The sequence below is a fragment of the Ruegeria atlantica genome, from assembly GCF_013033965.1.
In the GTDB taxonomy this organism is placed as follows: domain Bacteria; phylum Pseudomonadota; class Alphaproteobacteria; order Rhodobacterales; family Rhodobacteraceae; genus Ruegeria; species Ruegeria atlantica_D.
The window spans coordinates 268,159-284,049 of the sequence record NZ_WQFE01000004.1 but is presented as its reverse complement, the minus strand read 5'-3'; the positions used below and the strand labels follow the sequence as shown (position 1 = coordinate 284,049).

At 58.3% G+C, this 15,891-nt stretch carries 14 protein-coding genes; 7 read left to right on the top strand and 7 right to left on the bottom strand.

Annotated features, from left to right (window positions below):
* The first annotated feature begins 37 nt into the window (after positions 1 to 37).
* Both GOW16_RS10205 and GOW16_RS10200 read left to right on the top strand, forming a co-directional pair.
* Positions 38 to 1,258 (top strand): N-acetylmuramoyl-L-alanine amidase, encoded by a 1,221-nt coding sequence (locus GOW16_RS10205; protein WP_170414173.1) that lies wholly within the window; start codon positions 38 to 40, stop codon positions 1,256 to 1,258.
* A gap of 95 nt (positions 1,259 to 1,353) precedes the next feature.
* Positions 1,354 to 3,840 (top strand): penicillin-binding protein 1A, encoded by a 2,487-nt coding sequence (locus GOW16_RS10200; RefSeq protein ID WP_170414170.1) that lies wholly within the window; start codon positions 1,354 to 1,356, stop codon positions 3,838 to 3,840.
* Here the strand turns inward: GOW16_RS10200 and GOW16_RS10195 are convergent.
* The gene (locus tag GOW16_RS10195) at positions 3,834 to 4,667 is read right to left on the bottom strand and encodes an aminoglycoside phosphotransferase family protein (RefSeq protein ID WP_170414167.1); all 834 of its coding nucleotides are present in this window, start codon (positions 4,665 to 4,667) and stop codon (positions 3,834 to 3,836) included. The two genes, GOW16_RS10200 and GOW16_RS10195, sit on opposite strands and share 7 nt — an antisense overlap.
* A 76-nt stretch (positions 4,668 to 4,743) precedes the next feature.
* Between GOW16_RS10195 and prfB the strand changes: the two genes are divergently transcribed.
* The 3 genes from prfB to GOW16_RS10180 all read left to right on the top strand — a co-directional run bounded on the left by prfB (position 4,744) and on the right by GOW16_RS10180 (position 8,268).
* Complete coding sequence (prfB, locus tag GOW16_RS10190) at positions 4,744 to 5,868, top strand: peptide chain release factor 2 (protein ID WP_170414164.1); 1,125 nt, start codon at positions 4,744 to 4,746, stop codon at positions 5,866 to 5,868.
* Between the two features lie 189 nt (positions 5,869 to 6,057).
* Positions 6,058 to 7,452, top strand: coding sequence for an amidase (locus tag GOW16_RS10185; RefSeq protein ID WP_170414161.1), 1,395 nt, complete (start codon positions 6,058 to 6,060; stop codon positions 7,450 to 7,452).
* A gap of 33 nt (positions 7,453 to 7,485) precedes the next feature.
* Entirely contained in the window at positions 7,486 to 8,268 is a 783-nt protein-coding gene (locus tag GOW16_RS10180) for a DUF2189 domain-containing protein (RefSeq protein WP_170414158.1), read from the top strand.
* 5 nt (positions 8,269 to 8,273) lie between these two features.
* Here the strand turns inward: GOW16_RS10180 and GOW16_RS10175 are convergent, their stop codons facing one another.
* The 4 genes from GOW16_RS10175 to GOW16_RS10160 all read right to left on the bottom strand — a co-directional run bounded on the left by GOW16_RS10175 (position 8,274) and on the right by GOW16_RS10160 (position 12,012).
* Positions 8,274 to 9,014, bottom strand: coding sequence for a helix-turn-helix domain-containing protein (locus GOW16_RS10175; protein ID WP_170414155.1), 741 nt, complete (start codon positions 9,012 to 9,014; stop codon positions 8,274 to 8,276).
* A gap of 276 nt (positions 9,015 to 9,290) precedes the next feature.
* A complete protein-coding gene (gene ilvN, locus GOW16_RS10170; protein ID WP_170414151.1) occupies positions 9,291 to 9,851 on the bottom strand; it encodes an acetolactate synthase small subunit in 561 nt (186 codons plus the stop codon).
* The gene (locus GOW16_RS10165) at positions 9,851 to 10,255 is read right to left on the bottom strand and encodes a hypothetical protein (protein WP_170414148.1); all 405 of its coding nucleotides are present in this window, start codon (positions 10,253 to 10,255) and stop codon (positions 9,851 to 9,853) included. Before GOW16_RS10165 ends, ilvN begins: the two co-directional genes overlap by 1 nt.
* 5 nt (positions 10,256 to 10,260) lie before the next feature.
* Positions 10,261 to 12,012, bottom strand: a complete 1,752-nt coding sequence (locus GOW16_RS10160; protein WP_170414145.1) for an acetolactate synthase 3 large subunit — start codon at positions 12,010 to 12,012, stop codon at positions 10,261 to 10,263.
* 422 nt (positions 12,013 to 12,434) lie between these two features.
* Here GOW16_RS10160 and GOW16_RS10155 point away from each other — a divergent pair, with 422 nt between their 5' ends.
* Together GOW16_RS10155 and GOW16_RS10150 are read left to right on the top strand one after the other, a co-directional pair.
* Positions 12,435 to 13,280, top strand: a complete 846-nt coding sequence (locus GOW16_RS10155; protein ID WP_170414142.1) for a HalD/BesD family halogenase — start codon at positions 12,435 to 12,437, stop codon at positions 13,278 to 13,280.
* 48 nt (positions 13,281 to 13,328) lie between these two features.
* Positions 13,329 to 13,712, top strand: a complete 384-nt coding sequence (locus GOW16_RS10150) for a bleomycin resistance protein (protein WP_170414139.1) — start codon at positions 13,329 to 13,331, stop codon at positions 13,710 to 13,712.
* A gap of 83 nt (positions 13,713 to 13,795) precedes the next feature.
* Here the strand turns inward: GOW16_RS10150 and GOW16_RS10145 are convergent, their stop codons facing one another.
* Positions 13,796 to 14,443, bottom strand: a complete 648-nt coding sequence (locus GOW16_RS10145; RefSeq protein WP_170414137.1) for a response regulator transcription factor — start codon at positions 14,441 to 14,443, stop codon at positions 13,796 to 13,798.
* On the bottom strand, positions 14,440 to 15,873 hold the full coding sequence (locus GOW16_RS10140; RefSeq protein ID WP_170414135.1) for a cache domain-containing protein: 1,434 nt from the start codon (positions 15,871 to 15,873) through the stop codon (positions 14,440 to 14,442). Before GOW16_RS10140 ends, GOW16_RS10145 begins: the two co-directional genes overlap by 4 nt.
* Positions 15,874 to 15,891: the final 18 nt, after the last annotated feature.

The window sequence follows — 15,891 nt, the reverse complement described above, 5'->3', positions numbered from 1 at the left end:
GAGTGCCGGACAAACGATCTCGGGAAAACTTGAGGCCATGAGCAGGATCATCTACGCCATAGCGCTGTTCTGGGCGCTGTCGACGGCCGTTGCGGCGCATGATTTCAGCGCGCTTGCGCGCGTGTTGCCGGATGACAGCCGAATTGTGGACGAAGGTCGCGCCGGAGTGCGTGTCGATCTCGGCCTCAGCCAGGGCGTGCCTTATCGGGTGTTCACCTTGCAAGACCCCTATCGCATGGTTCTGGATTTCCAGGAGGTTGACTGGACCGGGCTTGACCGCGAGACCTTTTTGCAGACCGACCGTATCAGCGGTGTTCAGTTCGGTGCGTATGTGCCTGGCTGGTCGCGTTTGGTACTTGATCTTGGCGCGCCTTTGGCCGTTGAACGGGCCGAGATGCGGATTGATGAGGCCACCGGAGGGGCGCAGCTGTCGCTGCTGCTGCAAGGAACCGATTTCGATACATTCGCGGCTGGCGCAGGCGCACCCCGTCAACAAGGCTGGGATTTGCCAGAGCCTGCGCTAACCCCGGCCCAACCGCGCCGTGGCGGATCAGGTGCGTTGCGGGTCATGCTCGACCCGGGTCATGGTGGCATTGATCCGGGGGCCGAGGTCGACGGCTTGGACGAAAAGACCTTGATGTTGACCTTCGCGCGCGAGCTTCGCGAGCATTTGCTGCGGACCGGCGGCTTCGAAGTGGTGATGACGCGCGTTGATGACCAATTCGTTTCACTCGAACGGCGTATTGCGCTGGCGCATCGCGCGGGTGCGGATGTGTTCATCTCGCTGCACGCGGATATCCTCTCCGAGGGGCGGGCGCATGGGGCTGCGGTGTATACACTGTCCGATGAAGCCTCGGACGTGGCCAGCGACAAACTGGCCGAAAGGCATGACCGGGGTGATCTGATCTCGGGCATTGATCTGAGCGGCGCAGATGATCAAGTGGCCGACGTATTGCTGGATATCGCCCGGCAGGAAACCAAGCCCCGAACTGACGCGCTGGCTCGGGCGCTGGCCGATGGCATGACTCAGCAGGGCGGCCCGATGAACAGCAGGCCGATCCGCACGGCCTCATTCTCTGTTCTTAAGGCGGCGGACATCCCTTCAGTTCTGGTCGAGCTTGGATTTTTGTCCAGTCCGCGCGATTTGAAGAACATCCGAAACCCGGAATGGCGCGTGGGCATGGCGCAGGGCATTGTGGATGGGTTGAAGAAATGGCGGCAGGAAGACCTGATAAAACGATCCCTGATTGGTCAGTGACCCTGCGGCGTAAACCGGCTATTATTGGCCATCGTGTTTTGACCCGGGGCAGGGCCATCACTATATAGACGTCACCGCGAGTAAAAGGCAGTAACGTGATCCGTTTCATTCTTTCGATTTTCGGGGCGATCTTCAGCCTCGTGACCCTGGGTATTTTTATGGCCGCGCTGGTCGTTGGCGCGATCTTCTGGATGTATGGGCGCGATCTGCCCAGCCATGAATCGCTGGCGCAATATAAGCCGCCCACGATCAGCCGAATCTATTCGGGCGAAGGCCAGCTGATCGACGAATTCGCGCAGGAACGTCGCCTGTTCACGCCGTCCGAGGAGATCCCGGATCTGGTGAAGCAGGCGTTTATCTCGGCGGAGGACAAAAACTTCTACACCCATCAGGGCTATGACCCGCGCGGTATCATTGCCGCCGGTGTCGAAGCGGTGAAGTCCAAGGGTGAGAATGTTCGGGGTGCCTCGACCATTACGCAGCAGGTGATGAAGAACTTCCTGCTTTCCGGTGACCGTCGCGCCGAACGTAAGATCAAGGAAATCATCCTGGCCACACGCCTTGAGGACACGCTGGACAAGGAACAGATCCTCGAACTTTACATGAACGAGATCTTTCTGGGCCAGAACTCCTATGGGGTGACCGCTGCCGCGCAGACCTATTTCAACAAAACTCTGCAAGAGCTTGAACCGCATGAAGCCGCAACTTTGGCGGCGATGCCCAAAGCCCCGTCGGATTATCACCCGGTCCGTCAAAAAGACCGGTTGCTGGCACGCCGCAACTACGTGCTGCGCGAGATGCAGCAGAACGGCTATATCGACCAAGCGACATATGAGGTCGAAGTCGAACAGCCGCTGCGCTCGGTCCAGAATGGCGATTTCGAGAGCTTCCGCACTGCGCTGCCGCCGCGTGACTACTTTACTGACGAGATCCGCCGCCAGCTGAGCGAGGATTTCGGCGAGGGTGAGTTCTTTACCGGCGGCTTTGCCGTCCGTGCCTCGGTCGATGAGGAAATGCAGATTGAGGCCGCCAAAGCGCTGCGCACAGCGCTACAGAAATACGACCGCTCGCGCGGGAAATGGCGCGGAACAGGCGAGGTCATCCCAGAAGAAAAACTGGCGGACGAGACACAATGGCGCGAAGCGTTGTCCATCATGGAGATCCCACGCGATGTGGTGCTTCCGACCCAGTGGTATCCAGCTGTGGTGATGAACGTCGGTGAGCAGCAATTAACAGTGGGGATTGAGAACGGCCCAGCCGATGGGATCGTCCCACGTTCCGACATCAAATGGATGCAAGGTGATTTTGCGGCGAACTTTAAGCGCGGTGACGTCATTTTGGTCATGGCCGGAGAGGAGGGCCAGTGGTCCGCCCGTCAGGTGCCCGAAGTGCAGGGCGGCTTTGTTGCGATGGACGTGAACTCGGGCCGTGTTCTCGCGATGCAGGGCGGGTTCTCGTATCAGGATTCGGTGTTCAACCGCGCCACGCAGGCGCAGCGCCAGCCCGGCTCCAGCTTTAAACCCTTCGTCTATGCCGCTGCGCTGGACAGTGGTTACAGCCCTGCGACCATCGTCGTGGACGCCCCGATCGAAGTGAACACGCCGCAGGGGCTGTGGCGACCCAAGAACTCGTCGAACAAGTTCTATGGTCCAACGCCGCTGCGCACCGGGATCGAACAGTCGCGGAACCTGATGACCATCCGTCTTGCGCAAGAGGTAACCATGCCGGTCGTGGCCGGTTACGCGGAACGCTTTGGCGTCTATGACCGGATGGGTGCATTCCTGGCGAACTCATTGGGGTCCGAAGAGACAACCCTGTATAAAATGGTGGCGGCTTACGCGATGTTCGCCAATGGCGGCGAGCGGGTAGAACCCACGCTGGTTGACCGTATTCAGGACCGGTTCGGCAAGACGATTTATCGCCATGACGACCGGCAATGTCTGGATTGTAACTCGGCCTGGATTGAACCGGATGAGTCGCCCACCATCGAGACCAACCGCAGCCAGGTCATGGATGCGATTACCGCGTATCAGCTGACGTCGATGATGAAAGGTGTCGTGGATCGCGGTACCGCGTCGGCCCATGTCAACCTGCCGGTGCCGACTGCGGGCAAGACGGGTACGACGAACGAATCCAAGGATGCGTGGTTCATCGGCTTTACTTCTAACATCGTTGCCGGATGCTATATCGGTTACGACCGCCCGCGCCCGATGGGGCGGGGGGCATATGGTGGCACGATGTGCGGTCCCGTTTTCCAGAGCTTTATGGAGAAAGCCGTCGAGAAATACGGTGGTGGTCCGTTTGAGGTGCCAGAAGGTGGCCATTTCATCAAGATCGACCGCTTTAGTGGCGCACGGCTGCCTGCCGATGCATCGGGCGACTATGTTGTGGCCGAGTATTTCCGCGATGGCGTCGACGGCTTCATCGACCGCGTCTATGATGGTGGATTTGCAATGGGTTCCGACCTGCCACTGTTCGAAGAGGCCAGCTCGGGCCGTCAGGTGACCACGTCGACGGGCAACACCGTGACGGTTGGGCCGAATGCCAGCCAGGGCGATCTTTCAACGGGTGGTCTTTATTGATCTGCCTTCCGCAGAAGCAGGTGCAACAGGTCTGCTTCTGCATCATTTGAAACGCAGCCGTCAGCGCGCCAGAAGATCGACAAGGCACATTTTGCAGCCGCCCATTTGGCAAGTCGAGTTTCGGCGACGTGCATGGCGTTCGCATACAGCTTTAGGCCGAACGCAATCTGTTGAGGTCGGCGGACCCATTCAGGCATGCCCTTAGGGTGGCGCAGGGCATTGGCCAGTTCAAAGGCTGGGTCGCCAATGTACCCCTTGGCGTCAAAGACCCGAAGTCCGGCGGGAGTCGCAATCACATTGTCATGATGCAGATCCCCATGCAGCGGAACAATGGTCTCTTGTGTGTCCAGCAGGTGGCGGCCGATGCTGATCGCGTGAACCATGTCATCCCTCAGCCGGGTTGGGCAGTCGTCTGAGAACTGGCAGTCGAAAATCGGCGCGAACACCTCGTGAAGCGGTTTCAGCCCGGTCGCGATGACCGTTGGCAGGTCGTGCAGCCGACCCGCCGCTGCTGCGAGGCTACGCACCGCTTCACCCGGGCGGCCTGATCGCGCGATCTCTCCCAGCGATGGTCCGTCCAGCCATCCCGCAAGAACGGCGTTTTGGGCCTCGGCCAGAATGAGCGCGACACCCCTGTCATGCCAAAGACGCATCAGGCGCGGGCCATTGGTTTCATTGCCTCGGTGTTGGCGGCGATAGATTTTGAGGGCCGCAGACGAATTGTCCAAAGTTCGGACCCTCCACACTTGCGCATGGCCGGTTTCTGCAACGGGCTGAGGGTCTTGCAATTCCCATCTGGTCAGAAACTCGTTCAGTGCGTTTTGCATTCCGTCTCGCCTGTCTTGTGGTGGCCCGCGCCTCTTGCTATCACGCAGGCCTGATTGAGCAAGTTGGGACAAGACCATGCGCGCCGAAACCCAAAATATCGTGGCGGAAATCGAAAAGTCGCTGGAGCTGCTGGCGCAGCGTATGGACTATGAGACCGCCCCTCATCGTCTTGAGGAATTCAATGCGCGTGTCGAGGATCCCAACCTGTGGGACAACCCCGAAAACGCACAAAAACTGATGCGTGAGCGTCAGATGTTGGTGGACGCGATTGAGACCTATGAATCGATCAAAACTGACCTCAGCGACAATATCGAGCTGATTGAACTTGGTGAGATGGAAGAGGACGAAGAGGTCGTTACCGACGCCGAAGACGCCATCCAGAAACTGGGGGCGAAGGCCGCCAAGAAAGAACTTGAGGCGTTGCTGGATGGCGAAGCAGATGGCAATGATACGTTCCTTGAAATCAACTCGGGCGCCGGTGGTACCGAAAGCTGTGACTGGGCTTCGATGCTGGCGCGGATGTATGTGCGTTGGGCCGAGAAGAAGGGGTACACTGTCGAGCTGCAGTCCGAGACTGCAGGTGAAGAGGCGGGGATCAAATCCGCCGCCTACAAGATCTCTGGGCACAATGCCTATGGCTGGCTGAAGTCCGAAAGCGGTGTGCACCGTTTGGTGCGGATTTCGCCCTATGACTCGGCGGCCAAGCGGCATACTTCCTTCAGCTCGGTCTGGGTCTACCCAGTGGTTGACGACAATATCGAGATCGAGGTGAACCCGTCAGATATCCGCATCGACACCTACCGGTCTTCGGGCGCAGGTGGTCAGCACGTGAACACCACGGACTCGGCGGTGCGGATCACGCACATTCCGACCGGGATTGTCGTGACCAGTTCCGAGAAATCGCAGCACCAGAACCGTGACATTGCCATGAAGGCACTGAAGTCGCGCCTTTACCAGCAAGAGCTGGATCGCCGCAACGCCGATATCAACGCCGCACATGAAGCCAAGGGTGACGCGGGCTGGGGCAACCAGATCCGATCTTACGTTTTGCAGCCCTACCAAATGGTCAAGGATCTGCGCACAAATCATGAGACGTCGGATACCAAGGGCGTTCTGGACGGGGATCTGGATGGCTTTATGGCCGCGACCCTCGCGATGGATGTTGCGGGCAAAAGCCGGTCCGAGGCGCAAGGCGAATAAGGTAGGCAGGGGGCGCTGCCCCCGTCTCCGCAGGCGGAGACTCCCCCGAGATATTTTTAGCCAGATGAAGTGGATCCGGGCACTGCAGCGTGCAGGGCAAAAGGTATATGTAAAACACGGGTTTAAATGGAGTTCTGGCCTCGGTAGTCTGATCGCAACGCTATAGCTGTGAACATGATGGGCCTTGGGATGGACTTAAGTCAGACAACCGCGACAGACCTGTTGGCTGAGCTTTCAAGCCGACGTCTGTCTGCCGGTGATCTTATGCGTGCAACATTGGATCGCATTTCGGCAATCAATCCGTCCCTGAATGCGATTGTCGCGCTGCGCGATGAAGAAGCGCTGATGGCCGAGGCACGTGCGTTGGATGCGGGGCCGGTGTTGGGGCCGTTGCATGGGCTGCCGATTGCCGTAAAAGACCTTGTGAATGTTGCGGGCGTGGTGTCGTCGCAGGGATCGCCGCTGTTTCGTGACTATGTGCCTGACAGGGACGACCTGATAGCGGCTCGGATGCGGGCTGCGGGTGCAATTCTGATTGGCAAAACCAATACGCCAGAGTTCGGGTTGGGTTCGCACACGTTCAACCCGGTTTATGGTACTACACGCAACCCATATGACCACTCAAAGACATGTGGTGGGTCGTCGGGTGGGGCAGCCGTTGCGCTGGCCACCGGGATGGTGGCGCTGGCGGACGGTTCCGACATGATGGGCAGCCTGCGCAACCCGGCGGCCTGGAACAATGTCTATGGGTTTCGTCCAAGCTGGGGGCGTGTCCCGCCTGAACCTGTAGGTGACGTGTTCCTTCATCAGCTGTCCTCGCTTGGTCCGATGGCGCGCACCCCAGAAGATTTAGGCGTGTTGTTGGACGTGATTTCAGGGCCGGACCCTCGGCATCCCGCAACCCCTCACAGCCCGGCGGTGTCTCCGGTTCAGGCAGCTGACTTGGCCGGCATGCGGATCGGCTGGCTGGGCGATTGGGGCGGAGCGTTTCCGTTTGAGGACGGTATTTTGGAACTGTGCCGGGATGCACTGAGCGTTTTTGCGCAGTTGGGCGCGCGGGTTGAACCTGTTGCGCCGCCGTTTGATGCGGAGTCTATGTTCGAAAGCTGGTCGACCTTACGGTCCTGGAGCGTGGCGGCCGGTCTGGCCCCTCAGTCGGAACAGCGGGGGCAGTTGAAAGACACCGCGCAATGGGAGCTGGACCAGGGGCAGGCCCTGACGGCGATGCAGGTGCATCAGGCGAGTGCGCAGCGATCGGATTGGTTCCGGTGCGCTGCTGCGCTGTTCGCTGAGTATGATGCGTTGATCCTGCCGTCCGCTCAGGTCTGGCCGTTTGAACTTGAGCTTCCGTATCCCACCGAGATCGCGGGCAAAAACATGGATACCTATCACCGTTGGATGCAGGTCATGATTCCGGTCAGTCTGATTGGTTTGCCGTGTCTGTCGGTGCCGGTCGGGTTTGGGGCAGGTGGTTTGCCGATGGGCATGCAGGTCTTTGGTCCGCGCGGCGCTGATGCACATATACTGTCAATCGGGGCGGCGTATCATGCTGCTACCGGGTGGCCACAAAAACAACCGGCTTGAGGAGAGGGTCGGTAACAGGAGGAGAGGCAGAACATGGAGAAACCATTCGGGGTTCCAGACTTGGGACCCGTGGACACTGGAATGCTGCGCCAAGCATTGCGCCGTGCTTGGGCGGATTTTCGGCGGGCTCCGATCTTTGGCCTGTTGTTTGGTGGGTTTTATGTGCTGGCAGGCTGGGCGATGGCGTGGGTCACAGTGCAGACGCAGACGTCATACTGGCTGGTGCTGGCCGCCATTGGGTTTCCTTTGCTCGGCCCCTTCGCAGCGGTAGGGCTTTATGAGGTGTCGCACCGGTTGGAACAGGGCGAATCCCCGGACTATGGTGAGATATTTGGCGTTGTGCTTCAGCAAAGTCGCCGCCAACTGCCATCCATCTGCGCGATCATCGTAGTGATTTTTCTGTTCTGGTTTTTCCTGGGTCATATGATCTTTGCGCTGTTCATGGGGCTGTCGACCATGACCAACGTGTCCAGTTCGCTTGAGGTCTACATGACAGCCAATGGCCTGACGATGCTGGCTGTCGGAAGCGTTGTCGGGGCCATTTTTGCCATCATTCTGTATATGATCACCGTTCTTTCGATACCGATGTTGCTGGACCGGGAACTGGATTTTGTGACCGCGATGATCGCCAGTTTCAGCTATGTCCGGTCGAACCCGAAAGTCATGCTGGGTTGGGGTGTGTTCGTGGCCGTCGTTACGTTCGTGGCAATGATCCCCTGGTTCTTGGGGCTGTTGATCGTCTTGCCGTTGCTGGGCCATGCCAGTTGGCACCTGTATCGTCTCATTACTCTAGCGGGAGCCGGTAAAGACGCCTGAAGAAGTTATGCGGCGTTCTGTTTGAACCGTTTGGCGGCCCGCGCCGCCGGTAGGGCAGCCTTGGCCTGGGCGCCCAGATAATTGAGCGTGAGGCGGCGCATTGTGGTTGCCTGGGCGTTCGTTTTGGAAAGGCAAATTGCGACACCGCGCCACCGCTCGGAATTCTCCTCCGCTCCGCGCGTCACAAGGTAGATACGGCTGTTTTGAGCCGCGCGGCTGGACATCAGGATAAAGATCTGGCGGCCCGCGCAGGCTGCAATGCCCTGTACCTCTCGTCTGGTTGTGTCGGTAGGAATAGCATCATTTTCAGGCTCATAGCCGCGCACCAGCGTGCATTCAGGTAAACGGCGGGTGTGGATCAGCCGATGTCTTGTCGTAAGATTTCCATCCAGTCCCGTTTCAGTGGCGTAGTAAAAGCCCGCCGGTAGCAGATGTTCCGTCAGCGTCGAGGGGCCGGACCCCAGGAATTCGGTCAGGGCTGAGGCCGCCGGATGTTCCGGAGGCATTTCAATTTCATCCAGCGGCAGCAACAGGATACGGGCGTCGACCTCGAAAAACCGGCACATACGATCCAGGACATCGGGGCGGGGAAAGCTCTCGCCCGACAGGTATCTGTTGAATTGTGTCCTGTTGATGCCCAACTGGCGGCACAGCTCGGAAACGGACGGGTATTGGCGCGACAATTGCCGCAGGTTGGCGCCGAACATCCGGCGCAATTCATCAGGGTTGCGGATACTCTTGGTCATTTCTGTCCCAGGTTCCAGAGTGTCATTCCAAAAAACGCGACGCACCCGACCAATTGGCCGTTCATGCATTCTCAATCGTACTGGTGACCCTAGCTGGCGCATCCCAACACCACGCTACACTTCGAAGCTAACGTAGGGGCAGGTAAACGCAATAGGCTTTATGCTAATTTGTATGATCTTTTGAAGTGTCCATGCTCATAAGCAACATACAGTCGCATGGTTTGAACATGTCATTGGAGATCGCCTCGCCCCGGTTGTTGGGGCGAGGCGCTAAAGTCAGTCGCCGCGCAGCAGGGCGGCCACGCCGGTGCGCGCGATCTCAACAAGGCCAAGCGGGCGCATCAGATCGGCAAAGGCATCGATCTTGTCCGGCGCGCCGGTGATTTCAAAGATGAACGAGTTTAGCGTGCTGTCGACGACACTGGCACGGAAGATATCGGCCAGTCGCAACGCTTCTACCCGCTTATCGCCGGCACCGACGACTTTGATGATCGCCAGTTCCCGCTCGACCGATGAGCCCTCAACGGTCAGGTCATGCACATCTCGCACCGAAACGATGCGGCCCAGTTGCGCCTTGATCTGTTCGATCACTTGAGGGGTGCCCGTCGTCACAATAGTGATGCGGCTGAGGTGGCCGGTATGGTCCACTTCGGCAACGGTCAGGCTTTCGATGTTGTAGCCACGGCCCGAGAACAACCCGATCACGCGGGCCAGAACACCGGGCTCGTTCTCGACCAGAACCGCGATTGTATGGCGCTCCTGCACGTCCGAGAAAGTGGGGCGTAGGTTATAGGCCGAATGGCGCGTTGCGCCTTGTTTGATATGTAGGGCAGACATTAGTCGTCGTCCTTCTTTTGAGAGTCCTCAGAAATTGGGCCACGGACCATCATGACATCCAGCGCTTCTTTCGCGGCACCCCTCAGCTCCTGCCACGCAGAAAGCTTGAACACTTCCTGCAAGACAGGCAGCGAAGCGGGTGTTGTTTGGCAGATATCATTTAGTACGCATGAGTATTTCCGGAGAGCGATTTCCTCAGATTGTGAATACGGAGGCTTGGAGAACTGTGTTTCGTCCCCATGGAATACGTCATCCCATTGATTGATGACCTCGTTTGGAACCGAAACCTCGGGAGCCTCGTTTTGGTACTTCAGTTGAGCGGGCCACGACGACGCCAGTTCCAACGCCTCAATCTGAAGATTGCGAAGGCGTTGCCTGACTAGCGTATCCTCGTGGTCCGACATTAGTTTCAAACCAGAACCGAGCCTTTGGAGTCGATCACGCCCTGCGTCTCTGCCTCGCCCAGCAGCATTTCGTTATGGGCCTTACCCGACGGGATCATGGGGAAGCAGTTCTCGTGCTTTTCGACCAAGCAGTCAAAGATCACCGGACCGTCATAGTTGATCATCTCCATGATCGCGTCATCCAGATCGGCAGGGTCGGAACACAGGATGCCCTTGGCGCCAAATGCTTCGGCGAGTTTGACGAAATCGGGCAGGGCCTCGGACCACGAATGCGAATAGCGCTCGCCATGCAACAGTTCCTGCCACTGGCGCACCATGCCCAGACGTTCGTTGTTCAGAATGAACTGCTTCACTGGCAGGCGATACTGCGCTGCGGTGCCCATTTCCTGCATGTTCATCAGCCACGAAGCCTCGCCCGCGACGTTGATGACTAGCGCTTCGGGGTGCGCCATCTGAACACCGATGGAGGCTGGAAAGCCGTAGCCCATAGTGCCCAGCCCGCCCGATGTCATCCAGCGGTTGGGGTCTTCGAAGCCCAGATATTGCGCCGCCCACATCTGATGCTGACCAACTTCGGTGGTGATATAGCGGTCATGCTTTTTGGTCAGCTCTTCAAGACGTTGCAGCGCGTATTGCGGTTTGATCGTCTTTTCGCTGTTGGTGTAGGCCAGACAGTTGACCTTGCGCCAATCATTGATCTGGTCCTGCCACTTGGCAACCGACGCCGCATCGGTTTTACGACCGCGCGCCTTCCAGACCTTGAGGATGTCTTCCAGCACATGGGCAACATCACCGACAATCGGGATATCAACGCGGATCACCTTGTTGATCGAGGACGGGTCGATGTCGATATGTGCCTTTTTGGAATTCGGCGAGAACGCGTCGATCCGCCCGGTGATGCGGTCATCGAAACGTGCGCCGATGTTGATCATCAGGTCGCAGTCGTGCATCGCCAGATTGGCCTCATAAAGACCATGCATACCCAGCATGCCCAGCCAGTTCTTGCCCGATGCCGGGTAGGCACCCAGACCCATCAGGGTCGAGGTGATCGGGAAGCCTGTTGCATCGACCAGTTCACGCAACAACTGACTGGCTGCCGTGCCGGAGTTGATGACGCCGCCGCCAGTATAGAAAACGGGTTTCTTGGCCGTTTCCATCGCGGCAACCAGTTCGGTGATTTCTTCCAGATCGCCTTTCAGAACTGGCTGGTAGTGCGACGTCGAGGGCTTGGGCGCGCTATACTCGCCCGACGCGAACTGAACGTCCTTGGGAATGTCGACCAGTACCGGGCCAGGACGACCAGAGGTGGCGACGTGAAACGCCTCGTGCATAGTGTCGGCCAGCGAATCCGTATCTTTGACCAGCCAGTTATGCTTGGTGCAGGGGCGGGTGATGCCAACGGTGTCGGCTTCCTGGAACGCGTCCGAGCCGATCATGAACGTCGGAACCTGTCCGGTCAGAACCACAATCGGGATCGAATCCAGCAGCGCATCCGTCAGGCCGGTCACGGCGTTTGTCGCGCCGGGGCCAGAGGTCACAAGGGCAACACCGGGCTTGCCGGTGGATCGGGCATAGCCCTCGGCCGCGTGAACCGCGCCCTGTTCATGCCGCACCAGAATGTGACGGATATCGTTTTGCAGAAAGATTTCGTCATAGATCGGTAGCACGGCGCCGCCGGGGTATCCGAATACCGTGTCCACGCCCTGATCCTTGAGGGCCTGGACTACCATCTTTGCGCCGGTCATCTCACGTGTCATCTGCTTTGCTCCGTTCGCGACATGTGTCTTGCGTTTGACAAAAAAAAGCCCCCGAGATTTTCGGAGGCGCATGGGTTCGATTATGGTTTACCGTTACCGGCCCATGCGCGTGGTTCCTACGATTACGACTAGCGTTTTCATCGCCAGAGGCTCCTTTTTGCTTGGCAGGGACATTATGAGCCGAGGAAAGGGGCGTCAACAGGCAATTGCACCAATTTTCTAACTCGCAGGGTGAATTTTGCGACATTTTATTGCGCAGATTGACGCATGCGGGGAATATTCAGGAAAAATCCCCCCTTTTGCGCCCAAAACGCTGCCTTGAGGGCGGTCAAAAAGCGGCATCGCGATGTCCGAAACAAGCATGATGAGAGGTTTTGACTGCGGCACGCTAAGAGTGACCGAACAAAAAAGGGAGGCGGAGGATGATCCATGATCTGGTTGATCTGGGGCGGTATCCGATCGATTGCCCGGGCTCGCGTGCATATGAACGACTGATCGGTGATCTCCGCCGCGAGCTGGATCAGGACGGCTGTGCCGTTCTGCCCGGTTTTGTCCACCCTGAGGGGCTGGCGCAGCTGTTGAAAGAGGCGGATTCTGTGGCCAGTAAGGCGCACCGGTCTTTCAACCGCACCAACGCCTATTTTTCGCAGGACGATCCGCGATTGGACCTTAGTCACCCAGTACGCAGGTTCTATGACCGCTCGAATGCCTTCGTTCCGGCGGACAACTTCCCCAAATCGGGCCCACTGCGCCGTATCTATGAATTCGAGGGCTTTTTGCCGTTCATTCGCGATGGGTTAAACGAGCCGGAGGATCAGTTTTTTCGTTATGACGACCCGCTGGCAGATGTGATCGTAAATGTTGTCGAAGAGGGGCAGGGCTTTCCCTGGCATTTCGATACCAACAACTTCACCGTGACGCTGGCCATCCAGAATGGCGAAGCCGGAGGGGCCTTTGAATACGTGCCGAACCTGCGTAGCGCCGAGGACGAGAACTTCTCGTCCGTGGGATCGGTGCTGGACGGAAATCGGGCACTGGTCAGGACTTTGGAGCTTCAACCGGGAGATCTGCAAGTTTTCAAGGGCAGATACGCTTTGCATCGGGTCGCCCCGGTCCAGGGAGCGCGCAGCCGATATGTCGGCATCTTTTCATTTGTCGAAGCCGAAGGCATGTGTGGTGGGGTTGAACGTACCCAACAACTGTACGGGCGGGTTCTGCCGCATCATCACGAGCGCGCGGGCTTGCGCAAGGATCGTCTGTTGGATTGACCTGTGCTATGTTGCGAGACATCGGATGGCTGGCAACCGGAGGCTCAGGTGCCTGAGATATTGCAACTTACACCATTTGTTTTGTGTTCTTCCCTTCAAAACCAGATTGATTTCTATTGCGACCGGCTGGGGTTTACTTGCGGGTTTAGGCAGGACAATTACGCTTTCCTGTCGCGCGGCAAGGTCGCCATTCGGTTGCTGGAATGTCCCCCGCGCGATGATGGGCGTGCCTTGGGGGACGATCAGTCCTTTTACATCGATGTGCACGGGATTGATGATCTGTATGAATCCCTCAAGGAAGGGCTGGCAGATTTACCGGAAGGGCGCGTGCGACCGCCGTTCGACCAGCCATATCTGCAACGCGAGTTTCACGTCCTCGATGAGGATGGAACACTGGTATTTTTTGGTGAGGACATTCGACCAAGGCCGTGAAACCAAAGGCTCCCGCCCGTCGTCGGCGCGCCTTTGGCGCATCTCCTCCGGTTGGGCCGGGCAGCGCGTGCCGCGCTGCGGGGTCAAAAGCCGGGACTGGTGCCCTGTAAAACGCCATGTTCCAACGCATAGCGGGTCAGGCCCGCGGTGGAGGAGATCCCCAGTTTGCGTTTGATGTTCTTGCGGTGGGTTTCAACAGTTCGGACCGAGATATCCAGCGCTGCGGCGACTTCCTTGTTGGATTTGCCCTGCGCCAGTTCCAGCAGGATCGTTTGTTCGCGCCCGGTCAGCGCTTCGCGGGCGCTGTCGCCCTTGGGCTGTAGAGATCCGCTAGCGCCTGTGCACAGGTATTGTTCGCCGCGCATTACGGCGTCGATGGCCTGTTTTATCTCGTCTGTGGGAACGTCCTTTAGAACGTATCCTCTGGCACCGTGGCTGAGCGCGGTTGAGATGTATTCGCGGCTGTCGTGCATGGACAGGATCAGAATGCGTGTCTGTGGCAGCCGTTCCAGAATTATTTCGGTCGCGCTGAGGCCGCCTAAGCCGGGCATGTTCAGATCCATCAGGATCACGTCGGGCTTCAGAGCGGTGGCCTGATCGACGGCTTCTTGCCCGCTGCCCAGTGTGCCGACCACCTCGATCTCGTCATAGCTTTCAAGGATCGACTGAATCCCTTCGGCGACCATGGGGTGGTCGTCTACGATAAGAACCCGGATTGTCTGATCGCTCATGTACCGGCCTTTCGGTTGGGCATTGCGTCTTCCTGCGGCGGCAGCATGTGGCTGAGAGGCAGGCTGACCTCGATCACCGTGCCGCTGCGTGGGGCGCGTGATGACAGAATGCGCAGCGATCCGTCAAGTTGTTCGATACGTTCCTGCATATTGCGCAGGCCGATACCGGGGTTGGCGGGGTCTGGCGTGGTGCGTAGCCCGCGACCATTGTCGGTGATCCGCATTGTTGCGCCTTTCTTGTGGCCGCGCAGGTCGATTGTAACACGGGTCGCCCCTGAATGACGCTCAATGTTGGTCAGCGCCTCTTGCGCGATACGGTAGAGGGCGATCTTGCTGTCCTGATCCAGCCGGTTGCGGAAAACCACGGTCGAGAACTCGGTCTCGATCCCGGTGCGTTCACAAAAATCATCGGTCAGCGCCTTCAGGGCAGGGCCAAGGCCCAGATCGTCCAGCACGCCAGGGCGCAGATCGCGGCTGATGCGACGGACTTCGGTAATGGCTGACCCAAGGGTGTCGATCCCCTTGTCCAGCGGATCGCGCGCACCGTCGTCATCGCCGCGCGACAAGCGGCGGCGCGCATTGTCCAGAGTATAGCGCACGCCTACGAGGATCTGGCTGATGCCATCATGCAGCTCGCGCGCCACGCGGCCGCGCTCTTCCTCTTGCGCGTCGAAAACCCGCTGCGTCAGTTCCTTAAGCTTGGCGTCTGCCAGCCTGCGCTCGCGGACATTCAGCAACATGCCCGAGGTGAAGACGACCAAGACCGCGGCAAGGACAATTGCGCCAATATATGAAAAAGTCCGTTGAACGCGCGCCTCAACTTCCGCCCGTGCAGTTGCGACAGTTGCGACAATATCGTCGATGAACACCCCGGTGCCAACCGCCCAACGCCAGTCCTGCAGACCGACCACGTAAGCGATCATCTGCGCCTCTTCTCCGGTCGAAGGTTTCTGCCACATGAAACTGTGCCAGCCCGCACCCTGACGGGCGAGGCTGATGAATTCGTCCACGATTGGTGTGCCGTCGCTATCAGTCAGACCCTCCCAGTTGCGGTTGATGAATTCGGTCTGGCGCGGGCTGACAAGGTTGTTGCCGTCATAATCATAGACGAAAAAGAAGCCGTCCTTTCCGTAGATCATCGCCGACAGGATCTGGGTCACTAGATTCTGCGCCACCTTGTCCTCGGTCGATGCGCGTCCATAGATATAGGCAAACCCGTTGCGGGCCTGCGTGACATAGTTCTTGAGCTCTTCTTTCTTAGCCTCGATGAGACGTCGTTCAAGCGCCTGAATTTCGCGTTCTGCAGTCGCGCGGGATTCCTGAACCACAAAGAAAGCAATCGCGGCCACGGCGACAACCAGAGGAATGGCCGCCACAAGCGACAATTTCTGGCCATAGGTCAGCGCGATCAGATTACGGAATCCCCTCATGGTCGAATCGATACGCAA

Bases quoted from the DNA above. Each gene is read 5' to 3' on its own strand.
- GOW16_RS10155 (WP_170414142.1), top strand. From the start codon at position 12,435: ATGATCCATGATCTGGTTGATCTGGGGCGGTATCCGATCGATTGCCCG.
- GOW16_RS10145 (WP_170414137.1), bottom strand. From the start codon at position 14,443: ATGAGCGATCAGACAATCCGGGTTCTTATCGTAGACGACCACCCCATG.
- GOW16_RS10160 (WP_170414145.1), bottom strand. From the start codon at position 12,012: ATGACACGTGAGATGACCGGCGCAAAGATGGTAGTCCAGGCCCTCAAG.
- GOW16_RS10175 (WP_170414155.1), bottom strand. From the start codon at position 9,014: ATGACCAAGAGTATCCGCAACCCTGATGAATTGCGCCGGATGTTCGGC.
- GOW16_RS10165 (WP_170414148.1), bottom strand. From the start codon at position 10,255: ATGTCGGACCACGAGGATACGCTAGTCAGGCAACGCCTTCGCAATCTT.
- GOW16_RS10185 (WP_170414161.1), top strand. From the start codon at position 6,058: ATGGACTTAAGTCAGACAACCGCGACAGACCTGTTGGCTGAGCTTTCA.
- GOW16_RS10140 (WP_170414135.1), bottom strand. From the start codon at position 15,873: ATGAGGGGATTCCGTAATCTGATCGCGCTGACCTATGGCCAGAAATTG.
- GOW16_RS10205 (WP_170414173.1), top strand. From the start codon at position 38: ATGAGCAGGATCATCTACGCCATAGCGCTGTTCTGGGCGCTGTCGACG.
- prfB (WP_170414164.1), top strand. From the start codon at position 4,744: ATGCGCGCCGAAACCCAAAATATCGTGGCGGAAATCGAAAAGTCGCTG.
- GOW16_RS10195 (WP_170414167.1), bottom strand. From the start codon at position 4,667: ATGCAAAACGCACTGAACGAGTTTCTGACCAGATGGGAATTGCAAGAC.
- ilvN (WP_170414151.1), bottom strand. From the start codon at position 9,851: ATGTCTGCCCTACATATCAAACAAGGCGCAACGCGCCATTCGGCCTAT.
- GOW16_RS10180 (WP_170414158.1), top strand. From the start codon at position 7,486: ATGGAGAAACCATTCGGGGTTCCAGACTTGGGACCCGTGGACACTGGA.